Genomic DNA, 14673 nt, shown 5'->3' with positions numbered 1-14673 from the left:
CATGCTCAGCATCGTTCCCCGCCCGATTGCTGATCTGCCATGGCGCGCGATCACGCTGCTGCTGCTGATTGCAGGGCTGGGCGTGATCGTGCTGTATTCGGCGGCGGGCGGCAATGCCAGTCCATGGGCGCTCAGCCATGCGATCCGCTTTTCCGTCCTGTTCACCGTGGCGCTGGTGATGTCCCGCCTGCCCTTGTCGTGGTACCGGCATCTGGCTTTTCCGGCTTATGGGGTGGCCATCATCATGGTGCTGCTCACAGAGTTGGTAGGCCATGTTGCAGGCGGTGCGCAGAGCTGGCTCGATCTGGGCATCATCCGCCTGCAGCCCTCAGAACTCGCCAAGCCGGCGCTGGTGCTGGCACTGGCGCGATTCTACGAGCTGGTCCCGCCCAGCGAAGTGCGCAAGCTCGGTGGAATCTGGCCTCCCGTGATCATGATCCTGGTTCCGACCGGACTGGTGATCCTGCAGCCGGACCTGGGGACCGCCATCACGATCCTGGCCAGCGGCGCAGTGGCAATGTTCCTGGCGGGAACACCGATCCGGCTGTTTGCCATCGGTGGACTGGCCGGCGTGGTCAGCGTGCCGCTGCTCCTGATCTACGGGTTTGATCATTGGCGCAACCGGGCCATGACCTTCCTCGACCCGGCCTCGGATCCTCTGGGCGCTGGCTATCACATCACCCAGTCAAAAATTGCCATCGGCTCGGGCGGGATCTTCGGCAAGGGGTTTCTCAACGGCACGCAGGTGCACCTCAACTATCTTCCCGAAGGCCATACCGATTTCGTCTTCGCCCTGATTGCCGAGGAATTCGGCCTGGCAGGCGGCCTGTTCCTGATCGTCGGCTTCATCCTGCTCACCTGGTGGGGGCTGGGCGTGGCGCTGGCGGCAACGGAGCGGTTCCAGCGCATTGCGGCAGCAACCCTCGCGACCACCGTATTCATCTATGTGGCGATCAATCTGTTGATGGTCATGGGCCTTGCCCCGGTGATCGGCATCCCCCTGCCTCTGATCAGCCATGGCGGCTCATCGATGATGACCGTGATGATTTGCATGGGAATGCTGATGGCGATCGACCGCAACAACCGGCAAAGTGGCAGCAGCGCGGGCCGCGTCGTTAGCTAGGCCTGCCCCCGAGTGACGGATTGGAACGGCAGCACCTATGTTTTGTGCCGCACGGCGCAAAAAAGGTCTTTTCATCGCGCTCCAATCTTATATAGGCAGCGCTCTCCCGGCGGCGGCCGATTCGAACCGCTGCTTATGGATGGACGCATAGCTCAGTTGGTAGAGCAGCTGACTCTTAATCAGCGGGTCCTTGGTTCGAGCCCAAGTGCGTCCACCATTTTTAACATTCATAACATGGACTGAGCTATCGGTTAGCTCGGCGACATTGCCAGCGATTGGTCGAGATCGCCTCAATGCTGCCGGGCGGATGGATCGAACGGACATGGTCGGAGGTGCGCCTCCCGGGTGGCAGGCAGAGCTTTACCGCGACAACGAATTGTTCAAGCTCCAGACGATCAGCAGCGATGGAAGGTTCTTGTTTCAGGTCGTCCCGCCGCAGTTTGGCGTCAATCGTTGCCAGGTCTGCGACGCAGGGCGATGCTTGTAACTCTAAGGCCTTATCATTCAGAGCTGTCTTTCAACCGCTTGGAAACAGCTAAAGCAGCTGCTGCCACAGATGTGCTCACCACAGCAATTTTTGACTGATCGGCAAAATCAGCTGCAGAAACGACCAGTCCAATACTGCCGATGACAACATTTTCAGCGTCAAACACCGGTGCCGAAATACCCATAAGACCGGGGTCAAGCTCTCCTCGAGTCGCAAGTACGGGTTGTTTTCTCAGATCCCTGATTGCAAGTTTGAACGCTTCCCAATCTTCGCCCAGGCCGGCGTCACGAACGGCTTGCGGCTCACTGTCGTAGAATTTCCGCAGCGCCCGCGACTTAAGATGGGCCAGGATACATTTGGATGCTGCCCCGCGAGTGAGTGGCATGGGGCGCCCGCGCTCATAGCTGATCGCGAAGCTTGGTGGACGCAGAACGCATTGATCGACGCACATCACTTTCAGGCGATATATTCGGCATAACAGCCCGATCGCCTCGGCATCGACGCTTGCAGTCAGCGCTTCGAGCGTGTCGCGCGCCGCATTTCCCAGCAGATCAAAACGGCGGGTGACGCGGTCGAGTTCGATGATCGCAGGCCCGACCATGTAGCGCCCGCCCTTTTGGCTGACGAGCAGTCCTGCATCAACAAGACTTCGAACATATTGATACGCCGTGCTACCCGACAGGCCAAGCTCAAGAGCGACTGCATCGACCGTCCATTCCGGTCTTTCGACCGTGAAAAGGCCCAAAATGGACAGCACACGATCGGCGGTAGCCATTTCAGTTCACCTCACGTCACAAGCCTGCCGCCACCTCAGGCATCGACGCTTCCCTTAATGCCAGAAGAGCAAAAGGGGCAAGGCGTGAAATCACCTCGCCCCCCAGCCTTGTGCATTCCAGTTCTGAGATGGGTTGAAGGATCAAAACCTGAAGTTGCCGCGCAAGCCGAAAGTGCGCGGTGCACGAAGCAGCGCGAATGACGCTCCCAGCACCGGTTGCACGAACGACGCCGCCTTGATGGCACGGTCTTCGATATTGTCGACGAAGGCCGCCAGAGAAAAACGATCATTCGACACATGCCACGTCAGCGACGCATTCGAAACCATCGATGCCTTCTGGAACTGGCCGGCGAGATACTCTTCGCCTACCCAGTAGCCGCTCTGGATCTGAGTGCCCATTTGCGCATCAACCGATGAACCATCGCCCAATTCGAAAATATGGACGTAGTTGGCATTCAGCGTCCATTTGGGTGAGAGCGATGCAACCCGCCCTGAGCAATCCACCTGAACAGCCTGAGCGCCTGCAATTGGCGTCGTCACGCAGGCCGTGTTCGGCACGCCTGTTGCCGTGCTTTGCCTGTACGTGAAATCACTGTACTTGCTGTTCAGGTACTGCAGGTTTGCACTGAAGCGGTCACTTGCGACAGGCTGCCACAGCAGCTCAATCTCGGCACCATAGATGTCTGCCTTGCCTGCATTTTCGGTGATCAAACCAAACCCGCCTGGCAGAATGGGGCCCAGATGCGTGATCTGCTTGTCCTTGTAGACCCAGTAGAACGCTTCAAGGTTCAACTGCAATGTGTTGTCCAGAAAGCGGTTTTTCGATCCCACCGTGTAGGCAGTCAGCGTTTCAGGTTTGAACGTGTTGGGTGTCAAAGACGCGTAGAACCCGCCTGCCTTGAAGCCGGTTGCCACGTTGGCATAGAGCAACGATCGGTCGCCGGCATCATATTCCACGCCCGCCTTCCAGGTCACCTTGCTGTCCCTGACGACGCCATCCAACGCGCCAAAGCATGTGCTCGCAGCAGCATCATAGGGCGCGCATGCAAGGTTGTAGAATGCCACCGCAGGACCAGGGAACCCGGCCGGTACGGGTGGTAACGGTCCGCCATTCACGCCGCTTTGCGTTTTGCGCTCGTTGGTATAGCGGCCCCCGGCCGTCACGCGGAAAGTGTCCGTCATGCTGTACGTCAGCTGGCCGAAGGCCGCGTAACTGCGTGTCTTTAGGTCCGGGACAGTTCGGTTGAAGGCAACGCCCTGATTGGCGAACAGATCGAAATTCAGCGCCTCGTCAAAATAATAGCCCCCGACAAGCCATTTGATCGGCGAAGCGTCGGACGATCCCAGGCGCACTTCAACCGAAGTCGCCTTCGACAATTCGCTCGCCGTGATCGGGAAGCCGGCTGCATAATGCAAATAGCTGTTATCGCTGCGACGATAAGCCGGAATGACCGTCAGATCCACACCATCCAGATCATAGCTTATCGTTGCAGAAACCCCCCAGTTGTCCATGTCGACAAAACCATCATCACGCACCTTGGGCAGAAGATTGGGGTTCCCACCACGGCTGATGGCCAGGGACGCTTCAGTCAGAATGGCGTTGGTGCCGTCCCGTGTCGGCCCCAGATAAGGATCATCCGGATTGAGAAAAGGCGCAAAGACGCCGGCGGTGCCATTGCCACCCACGTGCACGTAATCGCCAGACAGCAACACCGAAAGCCGATCGGTCATGTCAAGCTGCAGCTGGGCACGGATGGATTCGCTTCGGTCATCGTTGTAGCCGTCCGACATATAGCCATCCCGGCGCACGAAAATGCCAGCGACCCGGAGCGCTGCGCCTTCTGCGAGCGGCACGTTGACGGCAGCCTCCCCTCGTACCAGATCGTAGTTGCCGACAGTGAATGCGCCTTCGGCGGACAGCGTGTCAGTGGGCTTGCGCGCAATCACGTTGATCGCGCCTGCGGTCGCGTTGCGGCCGTAGAGCGTGCCCTGCGGTCCCTTGAGAACCTCAACACGTTCGAGATCGTAGAACAGGCCGTTCGGGCCACCAGAACGGGCCAGATATACGCCATCAAGGTTGATTGCGACCGCCGGTTCGGAATAGGCGTTCCCGGCAAAGTTGCCGACGCCACGGATCGTCACCTGCGTGCCGTTGCCACCACTGCTGGAGAGCTTCAACGCCGGGATCAGCTTCGAAAGATCCTGCGGTTGTGAGATGTTGGCTGCTTGAAGCGCAGCGCCGTCAACAGCGCTGACCGCCAAAGCAGTCTTCTGCAAATTTTCGGAACGCCGCTCTGCCGTAACCACGATCTCGCTCAATCCGGCCTCTGGTTCCGCCGCATCCGCGCTGGCCGCCATCGGTGTGCCCGATGCGTCTTGTGCCTGCGCAATCGATAGCGAGGCCATGAATATCGCTATTGCAGCGCACGAGGAATTTAACCCGGTTCTGGAAATTTGAATGCTCATGATGCCTCCCCTGATAACCTTTCTGGCCCTCATTTATAATGACCATATTCCTGTATATCCGGAAATATGCAACACAAATTTGGCGTTTCGGAGAAACAGGGCGTCATTTTTGAATTTCGGCCGAGGAACGAAGAGCCTCCATACGGCGCTGGTGCACACCCAAATCCAGCTGGATGGAATGTCGGGAGATCGGCAAGGTCTTGCTGGACATGACCAGTCTGCAGCTGTGCTGGCACCAACGCATGCGCAAGCGCGCGGTGCGACGATCCCGCGCTGGTGTTACCCGTCCAGAGCGCTAGGACCGCTGCGAGCCATGGTCGCGCAGGCTTATCCTGCGCGGGTTATTCTCCACAGTGTCCGGAGGCCTTCGGTGTCCTGCAAACGCGCCGCGCGTTGCCGCAATGCCCGCAACTTGCGGATTATGGTCTCATGGCTGGTTTCGGCGATCCAGACCCTGCGCCGGTCATGCATCCGATCCTCGACGAAGCCACAAGCGCGGACAGGGACTGATCAGAACGGGTAGTGCCGTGCTCCATCCTGCACCGTAATCCAGTGATCGGTTGTCATCTCAGCGATAACCCAATCGCCATTGAAGCGTCCGATTCCGGAGTTCTTTTCCCCGCCAAACATGTTGAACGGGCTGTCGAGAACCGAGATATCGTTGACATGGGTCATGCCGGCTTCGATTCCACGTGCAAAGCGCACACCGCGAGCAACATCGCGCGTAAAAACTGCACTGGACAGGCCGAATTCCGTTTCGTTCGCCAGCCGCAACGCATCGTCTTCATTGGCTGCCCGGATGATCGGAGCGATCGGCGCAAATTGTTCGGTTTGCGCAAATGGGCTGTCGTTGGGGACGTTCACGAAGATATGTGGCGGAACCATCAAGCCGTCCGCCTCTCCTCCCAGCACCTCGGTGAAACCCGCCGCACGGGCAGCAGCGATGTTACGCAATGCTGCGGCTTTTTGCTTGCCGTTGATCAGCGGGCCAATCACCGTGTCAGGGTCGCTGGGATCGCCGGTCTTGAAGGTCTTCACATGTGCAACGAACTTTTCGACAAACGCATCGAAAATGCTGGCGTCGACGATGATCCGGTTGGTGCTCATGCAGATCTGCCCGTTATGCAGAAAGCGCCCAAAGGCCGCTGCTCCTACCGCGAGGTCAAGATCAGCATCATCTAGCACCACAAATGGAGCGTTGCCCCCCAGTTCAAGCCCGACGTGCTTGAGCCGGGTGCCCGTTGCCGCCATCTCGGCGATCCGCTTGCCGACCCGCGTCGATCCGGTGAATGAGATCAGCTTGGGAATGGGGTGAAGGGTGAACGCATCGCCAATGTCCGCCACATCGCCTACCACGACGTTGAGCAGGCCCGCTGCAAGCCCTGCTTCCTCGTAGATCTTGGCAAGCAACAGGCCGCCGGTAACAGGCGTATCCTCTGCCGGCTTGACCACGACGGCGTTGCCCAGCGCCAGTGCGGGCGCGATCGAACGGTTGGATAGAACCATCGGGAAGTTCCAAGGGCTGATGACGCCGATAACGCCGAGCGGTTCGCGATAGACAAAGCTCTGCTTGCCCGGAACGTCGATCGGCATGATCTTGCCTTCAACGCGCGAAGGAAGCGCAACAGCTTCCATTGTCCCCGCGCGCACGGCACCCCATTCGGCGGTTGCCTTGAGGAGGGTCGATCCTGTTTCGCGGACGATCCAGCCGATGATTTCGTCCTTGCGCTGATCAAGGATCGCAAGAACCCTGAGGAACAGCGCACTGCGTTCGCTGTGCAGCGACTTGCCCCAGCTTCTTTGCGCGGCAGCGGCGGCCTGGTAGGCTTCGTCCAGATCGGACTCGCTTGCGAGCGAAATCTCGCCCAGCAGGCCGCTGTCGTAAGGGTTATGGTTGGGCAGCACTTTTCCGGACCGTCCTGCGCGCCATTGCCCGGCAATAAACTGCCCATCCATGTCCTTGTACGGCAAAAATTCAGTGGTCATTGTTGGCCTTTCGAATGGGATTGGCGGGGCTAGGCGGCCGCGATGTTCTTGCCGGGGACCCAATTGCCATGCAGGCTCATTCGCATGCGCACCGGCAACTTTACCCGCGCAACCGGGCCTGCATCAACGCGCTGCGTATCCAGGATGACAAGTTCCGTCGTGTGTGTTTCGAGGTGGTTGAGGAGGGCCAGTATGTAGCCATCTCCTTCCGGTGCGTTTTCACCACGTTGCACGAACGTGGCTTCCTGGAAGCATTCTGCATCTCCGCCGCACCAGGTTTCAGCCGTGCCGGCGACAACATCGATGTGCACCAGTTGGTTGAAGAACTGCCATGGCGGCGGACCCAGGCGATCTATCGCGTACAAACTCATGTCACAGCCGAGCATCACGGCGTGACGATAAGGAAGGCCGACAACACGATCATCGCAGCGGGGAAATTCACACGGCGCATCATACAGGGTCTGCCGCGTCGCATCCCGACCGTCTGAGGCACGATCGAAGGTCCAGCGCGTGAGCTCGAAATGGAATGTGTGTGGTGCGGGAGCAGGCGCGCCGATTTTTTGGACGAACTGAAAGATATTGCCGCTGGAGCTTGGCATATCGAGATGAATCCTGTGACCATCTTCGAACGCATTCAGCACATGGGCCTGGAAGCAGGCAGGCGCCGTAAACCAGCGGATGTCGCTGCCATCGCCATCGCGGCGCATGACGCCGAATTGAAATGGCAGATCGTCCTGCCATTCGAAGTGCTGCCCGCCTGCGACCATCCTGTCGCCATCGGCGGTGATCGGCACAATCGGGAAAACGACAAAATTCGGTGTGACCGCAAAGTCATGGATCATGCTGGCATAGGGTGCTTCGATCCATATTTCCCGCCGCTTGGTGCCATCGGCAGAAAACTCGTAATAGACCACGTCACGCGACGCCAGGCCGCCTGCTTCGTACCCGAAGGCGAGCAGGCTGCCATTGCTTGGGTCGCGTTTGGGATGGGCGGTGAACGGCGTGTTGCCGATCTGGCCGTTAAAGTCCCAGTTGCCGATTGTTTCCAGGGTATCGGGGTCCATCGCGACCGGAAGACTGTCTTCCTTGAGTGCCAGCAACTTGCCGGCAAATGGCACAATGTTCGTGTTGGCGGTTCCGCCGCTCAGCCCTGCGACGGACGGATCATCGGTATAGGGATTGCGGTAATGCCCGAACAGTGATTTGCGGGCTGCGCGTTGCGCCTTGAAGCGGTCGGTTTCGACATATCGCCTCTGCATGTCGACATGGCCACCAGCAAACCGGAAGGCTGTGACCGCGCCATCACCGTTGAAGAAAATGTCGTCACCCAGCATGGGGGGATAGGCAGGATCTGGCGAAACCTGAAAGAACGTGCCGTTGAGTTCGGCGGGAATCTCGCCCTCAACCTCCAGATCGCGAATGGAGCCTTCAAATCGCGAGGGCGCATAAAGCGCCCCGACAAAGTCCGGCGTCGAAGGAAATTTGACCGTCATATACCTCTCCGATCTGCCCCGCCTTGGGAGCATGCTATTATCGCGGCTGGCATGGAAGCCGTCAGCACGCGGCAGACATAAACCGAACAATCGTCGATTGACAACATAATTCCGGATATGTAGGAATTATGTTGTGAAAATCGATGCGTTCGTCGGTTTCTGTCTGTGGAGCAAGGTATGTCTTCTGCGCCCGTTCGGTGGGGCCGCCCACTTGATACACTTGTGGCGAGCCTGCGCTATCTTGCCCTGGCCAGCCCCGATCCGCATCAGACAGCCGACTTCTACGCACGGGCCATGGGTTATCGCCTTCAACCTTGTGGTGCTGCCATCATCGCCCGTGGCCCCGAGCGTCACCTGATTTTTCTCGAGGGCCCGGCCAGATCCCTCGTCAGTGCGGGTTTCGCAGTGCCCGACAGGGACGAACTGGAGCGTCTTAAAGACAGAATTCGCAATGCGGGCGCCATGTTTCACGAGGTCGCGTCAGTATTGCTGGCCGATGCGATCGAGACGGTCGATCCCGATGGCAACCGGCTGGTGTTTGGCGTTGCGCAGGACAATCCTGACGGCGGTCCTGTCGCGGATGGCATGCCTGCTCGGTTGCAGCATGTCGTGGTTGCAAGTCGCGACCCTGAAAAGATCGTGCGTTTCTTTATCGATGCGCTCGGCTTCACCCTGTCAGACGATGTTGTTGACAGCGAAGGTGGTGTGCGAACGTCGTTCCTGCGGTGCAGCGATGAGCACCACAGCTTTGCCGTGTTCAAGGCCGCACAGGACCGGCTCGATCACCACTGCTACGAAACCACAGACTGGAACATGATCCGAGACTGGGGCGACCACATGGCGTCGGAGCATATCGCGATCCAGTGGGGGCCAGGACGGCATGGTCCCGGCAACAACCTGTTTCTGTTTGTCCATGATCCCGATGGCAACTGGGTGGAAATCTCCGCCGAGCTTGAAACCGTCGCGCATGACCGGCCGGTTGGCAAATGGCCGCACGAACAGCGCACATTGAACAGCTGGGGCCAGGGCCTGCTTCGCAGCTAAAGCACTACTATTTTTGGAGAAAAAGATGAAATTGGGAAGTGTCCGCATCGGCGGCCTGGCAAGTTATGGCATCGTCGAAGGCGAATTTCTGATCGATATCGGAGCGGTTCTGCAGGAGCGCTTCCCCGATCTGAAGGCGGTGATTGCGGCCGACGCGATGGAAGCTGTGAAGCTGGCTGCGCCACAGGCCCCTCGGATCCCGCTGCAAGACCTGACGTTTGCGCCCGTCATCGGCAATGCGGGCAAGATCTTTTGCGTTGGGCATAACTATGAAAGCCACAGGCAGGAAACTGGTCGCGCGAAGACCAGCTACCCCTCCATTTTCGTCCGTTTTGCCGATAGCCAGATGGGCCATGGTGAGCCCATCATCATGCCCAAGGTATCAACCATGCTGGACTATGAAGGCGAGCTGGCCGTTGTGATCGGGAAGGCGGGCAAGAATATAGCCCAAGCAGACGCCTTGCAGCATGTCGCCGGCTACAGTTGTTACAACGATGCATCGGTGCGCGATTGGCAGTGGCACACGACGCAATTTACCCCTGGCAAGAACTTTGCCGGTACCGGCGCTTTTGGTCCTTGGCTGGTGACGCCCGACGAAATTCCCGACCCTGCAACGCTATCAGTCACCACGCGGCTGAATGGAACCGTTGTGCAGTCTCAGCCAACGGCTGACATGATTTTTCCAATACCGCAGCTCATCGCCTATATCTCCACGTTCACGCACCTGGCTCCTGGTGATGTGATCGTCACCGGCACACCGGGGGGTGTCGGCGCAAAGCGCCAGCCACCATTGTGGCTCAAGCCGGGGGATACCGTGGAAGTCGACATTCCGGGCATTGGCCTGCTGATCAACCCGGTTCACGCCGAAGCCTAAGAAAAAGCCCATGTCCGCCGGAAGTTCAAACGACGCCTCCCAGGGGCCACTTGCCGATCACTATCCTGTCATAGTGATCGGCGGGGGACCGACCGGGCTGACGCTGGCCAATCTGCTGTCACGCTATGGCACCCGCGCGCTGCTGGTGGAGCGCAACGCAACGACAGTCCAGGAGCCACGCGCGGTCTCCATCGACGACGAATCCTTGCGGACAATGCAAGCAGCAGGCGTGATAGACACGGTGTTGACCGAAATTGTCGCCGGTTATGGATCGGAATATTATACGCCAAAAGGCCGCCTGTTCCTGAAGGTCGAGCCCAGCGAACAGCCATATGGCTACCCGCGCCGAAACGCGTTTCGCCAACCGATATTCGAAGCCCAGCTTCGCGATGCACTTGCCAATTCTGCGAGTGTCGAAACGTGGTTCGGCTGCGAACTAAGGACCTTCAAGCAGGATGAGACTGGCGTCGCTGTCGAACTGGTCGATCAAACCGGCGCACACCGATCGGTGCGGTGCGACTATCTGGTTGGCACAGATGGTGCGCGCAGCGCGGTGCGCTCCGCACTAGGGTTGAGTTTGGACGGTGAAACGTTTCAGGAAGAATGGCTGATCGTCGATCTGGATAGTTCGCCGACGCAAAGCAAGGAAACGCTTGTTTTCTGCGATGTTGCGCGCCCCTGTATCGCGCTTCCCGGGCCGAACCAGACGCGCAGGTTCGAATTCAAATTGCTACCCGGCGAAGACCCGGAAGCGATTGTTGAACCGGAATCCGTGAATGCCTTGCTGGCGGCTCATGGCGCGCATCCCAACAGTCGTGTTTGCCGCAAGACGGTTTATACCTTCCACGCAAGATTGGCGCCAAAATGGTCCGTGGGACGCGTCTTTCTGGCGGGTGACGCCTGTCACCTGACGCCGCCTTTTGCTGGGCAGGGGATGAATAGCGGTATTCGCGATGCACACAATCTGGCCTGGAAGCTTGCATCGGTAACAGCGGGGCGTTCACCTGCGCGGCTTTTGGAAAGCTATCAAAGCGAACGCCGCGAACATGTGCGCGACATGATCCAGTTGGCGCTGCGCATGGGGCGGATCATGGGGCCTCGCAACCGCGCCGTTGGGCACTTCATCCAGACAGGCTTCAGGATCATGGGGTTGTGGCCGCGATGCCGCGATTACTTCGCACAGATGAAATATAAACCCAAGCCGCGGTTCGAGGAAGGCTTCATAATTCCGGACAAGCGCGGCGCGCGCCATACTCTGGTGGGCCGCCTGCTGCCTCAACCCCTGGTTTTGCGGTCTAACGGTACACAGGCATTGCTCGATGATGTCTTGGGTGACGGGTTTTCGATCATTTTCTTTGATGAGGCGGTCAAGGCGTCCTTTGATCAACAGCGCAACCCGATATTTGCGAAACTGAACCCCAAGAGCGTGCTTGTATCATCCTCGGGTAGCGCAGTGGTTGGTGGCGGACACGACGTGATTGTCGATGCTAAAGACATTCTACTCACAGCAGCGGGCGGGGACCGCAATCGTGTCCTGTTGGTCCGTCCAGACCGGTATGTCTTGACGACATTTGTGGCTGCAGACATGGATGCCGTAGCATCGAGACTTTATACCTTGATGCTGTGACGAACCTGAACTGGCATCACTGCGCGCCAAAGGCCGAATGGCTGGCGAGGTACCGGCGTTTCCACAGCCGCTTCTAGGCGGTAGTCGATCTTGCAGGTAGGCAACATTTGACCCGAAATGCCCAGAGACCCGGCGAGAGGTCAGCCCCACGTGCAAGACCTGTGGAACTGTATCGCCGGGGTTGGCGGGAATTCGTCCCTGCGCAACGGCTCCAAGCTCGCCGCAGGAATGTGGGCCGTTCAGGCGTGCAACTTCACAGACGCTGGACGTCCGGCCTCCTGCCGCCGCGCCTCCGGTGTCCGGCGCATTGCTGGCGAGGCCTCAGGCCTGAGCGTCAGGGTCTTTGCGAAGATCAAGCACGGCGCGGATCTTGTTGGCGAGCCGTTCGCGCGTGAAAGGCTTGGCGATCATCTCGACGCCGTCGTCGAGACGACCCGCGTGGACGATCGCGTTCTGCGTATACCCGGACGTGAACAAGACCTCGAGCGCCGGCAGCTTCTGCTTGGCGCGGCGGGCCAGTTCGGGGCTCCTGAGCTCGCCCGGCATGACGACATCGGTGAACAGAAGGTCGATATGGACCCCGCTGTTGACGATGGCCAGGCCGTCGGCGGCATTGCTGGCCTCCAGGATGGTGTAGCCAAGGTCTGTGAGTAGCGCGACCGAGGTTGCCCTGACGGCGTCGTCGTCCTCCACCACCAGAATGACCTCATTGGCAGCGGCATGCGGGGTCGAACGCGTTTCGGGGACTGTAACTTCTTCCTTTTGACGGGTGCGCGGCAGATAGATTCGAACCGTCGTCCCCTCTCCTTCCTCGCTGTAGATTTTCACATGGCCGTCAGACTGTTTCACGAAGCCATAGACCATGCTCAGCCCCAGTCCGGTCCCTTTCCCCGGCGCCTTTGTCGAAAAGAACGGATCGTACACTTTCTCCAGGATGTCCTTCGGAATGCCTCCGCCGGTATCGGTGATGGCAAGCATGACATATTGTCCTGCGCTGACCTCGGAATGTTGCGCCGCATAGCTCTCATCCAGCGAGGCGTTGCCGGCTTCGATCGTCAGCTTGCCCCGGCCCTCCATCGCATCGCGTGCGTTGATCGCAAGGTTCAGGATCACATTCTCGACCTGGGTGGTATCGGCAAGACAGTTCCACAGCCCGCCGGAAATGACGGTTTCGATCTCGACAGCTTCGCCCAGTGCACGGCGCAGCATGTCGTCCATGCCGCGCAGGAGGCGGCCGATGTTGACGGGCTTGGGGCTCAGGGCCTGCTGCCTGCCGAACGCCAGCAACTGCGAGGCAAGATCTGACCCCCTGCGCACCCCTGCCAAGGCATTTTCCACGCGCCGCAGCTTGCGCTCGTCGCCCGCCAGGTCCTTCTCCAGAAGTTGAAGATTGCCGCCGATGACTTGAAGCAGATTGTTGAAATCATGGGCAATGCCCCCGGTCAGCTGGCCTACAGCCTCCATCTTCTGTGACTGTACCAGCTGCGCCTCGATCACTTTCCTTTCGCGGAGCGCCGCCTCCACGCTATCCTTCAACGTCTGGTTGAACGCCTCTCTGGCGGCTCGATCCTCCAGGTCCTGCGCGATGTTGCGAGCTTCGATGATCGTGCCGATCGTGGTGCCCTGCTCGTCCTTCATCGGCGATGCGGTAAACCCGACAGGGTAGAAACTGCCGTCCTTGTGGATGAAGATTTCTTCGCCCTGGGTCTGGTTGTTTTCCGGAAAGGCACGGTCGATCGCGCATTCATCGATCGGGAAATGCCGCCCGTCCGGATAGCTGTGGTGCACCACCTCATGCAGGGTCTTGCCCTGGGTCTCGGCGAATGTGAAACCCGTCAACTTTTCGGCAGCCGCATTCATGAAGGCGCAGTGCTGGCGTTCGTCCATCATCAGGATGGCCATGGTGGTGTTGCTGAGGATCGCGTCCAGTCTCCGGGTGCTCTCCTGCAGCGCCGCCTGGGTTTGCCGAAGCTCGCGCAGGTCCTTCACGGCGGCATAGAATACGGATCCGCTGTCGGCTTCGATCAGCTGCAGCTGTATCGCCACATCATAGCGGGAGCCGTCCTTGCGCTGATGGACGGTCTCGAAGTCGAGCTGGGGCACTTCGCCGGACACCAATGGCTGAACGAGTTGCACAAACGCCTCTTGCGATATCTCGGGCTTGATGTTCCAAGGCGTCTGGTTCCGAAGCTCTTCCATCGAAAAACCCAGGTTCTCCCGGGCACCGCGGTTCACCAGAATGAAGCGGTAATCGTCGGGTGAGAACAGATAGACTTCGCTGGCTGCGTCCTCAACAATCCGGCCAAGGCGTTCGCTTGAAATCCCGATAACGTCCTTCATGCGATGGCTTTCTTCTAAGGTTCGAAACACATTTTCTCGGCGCGCTGAAATCAGGATGCCATGGGCCACGGTAACGGTCGCGCTGCAGAGTTGGAAGACCGAACAGCCGCTGAATTCCCAGACGCTTTCGAGGCAGAGACCTGCTGCTGTTCGAACTCGACGGGTGACAAGCACCGCTCCTGACATGCGGACACACCGGATTGCAGAACAATTTGGTAAAATCGCACACGGGCTGCCGTGTTTTTTCGCGTGTTGGGGAGCGCCGGCGATGGCGGCATTCGCGCCGTAGCGCCAGTGCGGCCGATCAGGCGCTGCATGGTCAAGGCCGATGTCGCGCCATGGCGACGGATGCTGAAGACGATGGGCGATTCCAAGGCGCGGTGCAGCCCACCCGGACAGCTGAACGCTCCTGTCAGGGTGGGTCAGCGCTCGCCGCGCTGATTGTGGGCGCCATGGCT

10 protein-coding genes and 1 tRNA gene are annotated in these 14673 nt (G+C 59.0%); 6 read left to right on the top strand and 5 right to left on the bottom strand.

Annotated features, from left to right (window positions below; translation table 11 throughout):
• The first annotated feature begins 1 nt into the window (after position 1).
• Together rodA and D618_RS0107240 are read left to right on the top strand one after the other, a co-directional pair.
• Positions 2-1123: a rod shape-determining protein RodA gene (rodA, locus tag D618_RS0107245; protein ID WP_017670838.1), complete on the top strand. Its 1122-nt coding sequence runs from the start codon at positions 2-4 to the stop codon at positions 1121-1123.
• A 141-nt stretch (positions 1124-1264) separates the two neighbouring features.
• Positions 1265-1340 (top strand) — tRNA-Lys (locus D618_RS0107240).
• A gap of 283 nt (positions 1341-1623) precedes the next feature.
• On the opposite strand, the gene D618_RS0107230 is transcribed toward D618_RS0107240, so the two are convergent.
• From D618_RS0107230 to D618_RS0107210, 4 genes are all read right to left on the bottom strand, one after another.
• A complete protein-coding gene (locus tag D618_RS0107230; protein WP_017670836.1) occupies positions 1624-2385 on the bottom strand; it encodes an IclR family transcriptional regulator C-terminal domain-containing protein in 762 nt (253 codons plus the stop codon).
• A gap of 141 nt (positions 2386-2526) precedes the next feature.
• Complete coding sequence (locus D618_RS0107225) at positions 2527-4851, bottom strand: TonB-dependent receptor (protein WP_152414586.1); 2325 nt, start codon at positions 4849-4851, stop codon at positions 2527-2529.
• 510 nt (positions 4852-5361) lie between these two features.
• Complete coding sequence (locus D618_RS0107215; RefSeq protein ID WP_026091406.1) at positions 5362-6837, bottom strand: aldehyde dehydrogenase family protein; 1476 nt, start codon at positions 6835-6837, stop codon at positions 5362-5364.
• A 29-nt stretch (positions 6838-6866) separates the two neighbouring features.
• On the bottom strand, positions 6867-8330 hold the full coding sequence (locus tag D618_RS0107210; protein ID WP_017670833.1) for a carotenoid oxygenase family protein: 1464 nt from the start codon (positions 8328-8330) through the stop codon (positions 6867-6869).
• A gap of 222 nt (positions 8331-8552) precedes the next feature.
• Here D618_RS0107210 and D618_RS0107205 point away from each other — a divergent pair, with 222 nt between their 5' ends.
• The 3 genes from D618_RS0107205 to D618_RS0107195 are packed head-to-tail and all read left to right on the top strand — an operon-like array spanning position 8553 to position 11875.
• Positions 8553-9374: a VOC family protein gene (locus D618_RS0107205; protein ID WP_026091405.1), complete on the top strand. Its 822-nt coding sequence runs from the start codon at positions 8553-8555 to the stop codon at positions 9372-9374.
• Positions 9375-9387: 13 nt separating this feature from the next.
• Positions 9388-10248 carry a fumarylacetoacetate hydrolase family protein gene (locus D618_RS0107200; protein WP_343207521.1) on the top strand — a complete coding sequence of 287 codons (861 nt, stop codon included), beginning with the start codon at positions 9388-9390 and terminating at the stop codon, positions 10246-10248.
• A gap of 10 nt (positions 10249-10258) precedes the next feature.
• A complete protein-coding gene (locus D618_RS0107195) occupies positions 10259-11875 on the top strand; it encodes a bifunctional 3-(3-hydroxy-phenyl)propionate/3-hydroxycinnamic acid hydroxylase (protein WP_051041287.1) in 1617 nt (538 codons plus the stop codon).
• A gap of 321 nt (positions 11876-12196) precedes the next feature.
• Here D618_RS0107195 and D618_RS0107190 read toward each other — a convergent pair whose 3' ends face one another.
• Positions 12197-14401, bottom strand: coding sequence for a PAS domain S-box protein (locus D618_RS0107190; protein WP_152414585.1), 2205 nt, complete (start codon positions 14399-14401; stop codon positions 12197-12199).
• A gap of 51 nt (positions 14402-14452) precedes the next feature.
• Between D618_RS0107190 and D618_RS0107185 the strand changes: the two genes are divergently transcribed.
• Positions 14453-14656 (top strand): hypothetical protein, encoded by a 204-nt coding sequence (locus D618_RS0107185; protein ID WP_017670828.1) that lies wholly within the window; start codon positions 14453-14455, stop codon positions 14654-14656.
• Positions 14657-14673: the final 17 nt, after the last annotated feature.

Source organism: Blastomonas sp. AAP53, from assembly GCF_000331245.1.
GTDB lineage: Bacteria > Pseudomonadota > Alphaproteobacteria > Sphingomonadales > Sphingomonadaceae > Blastomonas.
Note: the sequence above shows the minus strand (reverse complement) of the source record. Positions and strands in the feature narration are given on the sequence as shown.

Coding starts and splice junctions, on each gene's coding strand:
- D618_RS0107210 (WP_017670833.1), bottom strand. CDS start 8,330: ATGACGGTCAAATTTCCTTCGACGCCGGACTTTGTCGGGGCGCTTTAT.
- D618_RS0107230 (WP_017670836.1), bottom strand. CDS start 2,385: ATGGCTACCGCCGATCGTGTGCTGTCCATTTTGGGCCTTTTCACGGTC.
- D618_RS0107225 (WP_152414586.1), bottom strand. CDS start 4,851: ATGAGCATTCAAATTTCCAGAACCGGGTTAAATTCCTCGTGCGCTGCA.
- D618_RS0107215 (WP_026091406.1), bottom strand. CDS start 6,837: ATGACCACTGAATTTTTGCCGTACAAGGACATGGATGGGCAGTTTATT.
- D618_RS0107195 (WP_051041287.1), top strand. CDS start 10,259: ATGTCCGCCGGAAGTTCAAACGACGCCTCCCAGGGGCCACTTGCCGAT.
- D618_RS0107190 (WP_152414585.1), bottom strand. CDS start 14,401: ATGTCAGGAGCGGTGCTTGTCACCCGTCGAGTTCGAACAGCAGCAGGT.
- rodA (WP_017670838.1), top strand. CDS start 2: ATGCTCAGCATCGTTCCCCGCCCGATTGCTGATCTGCCATGGCGCGCG.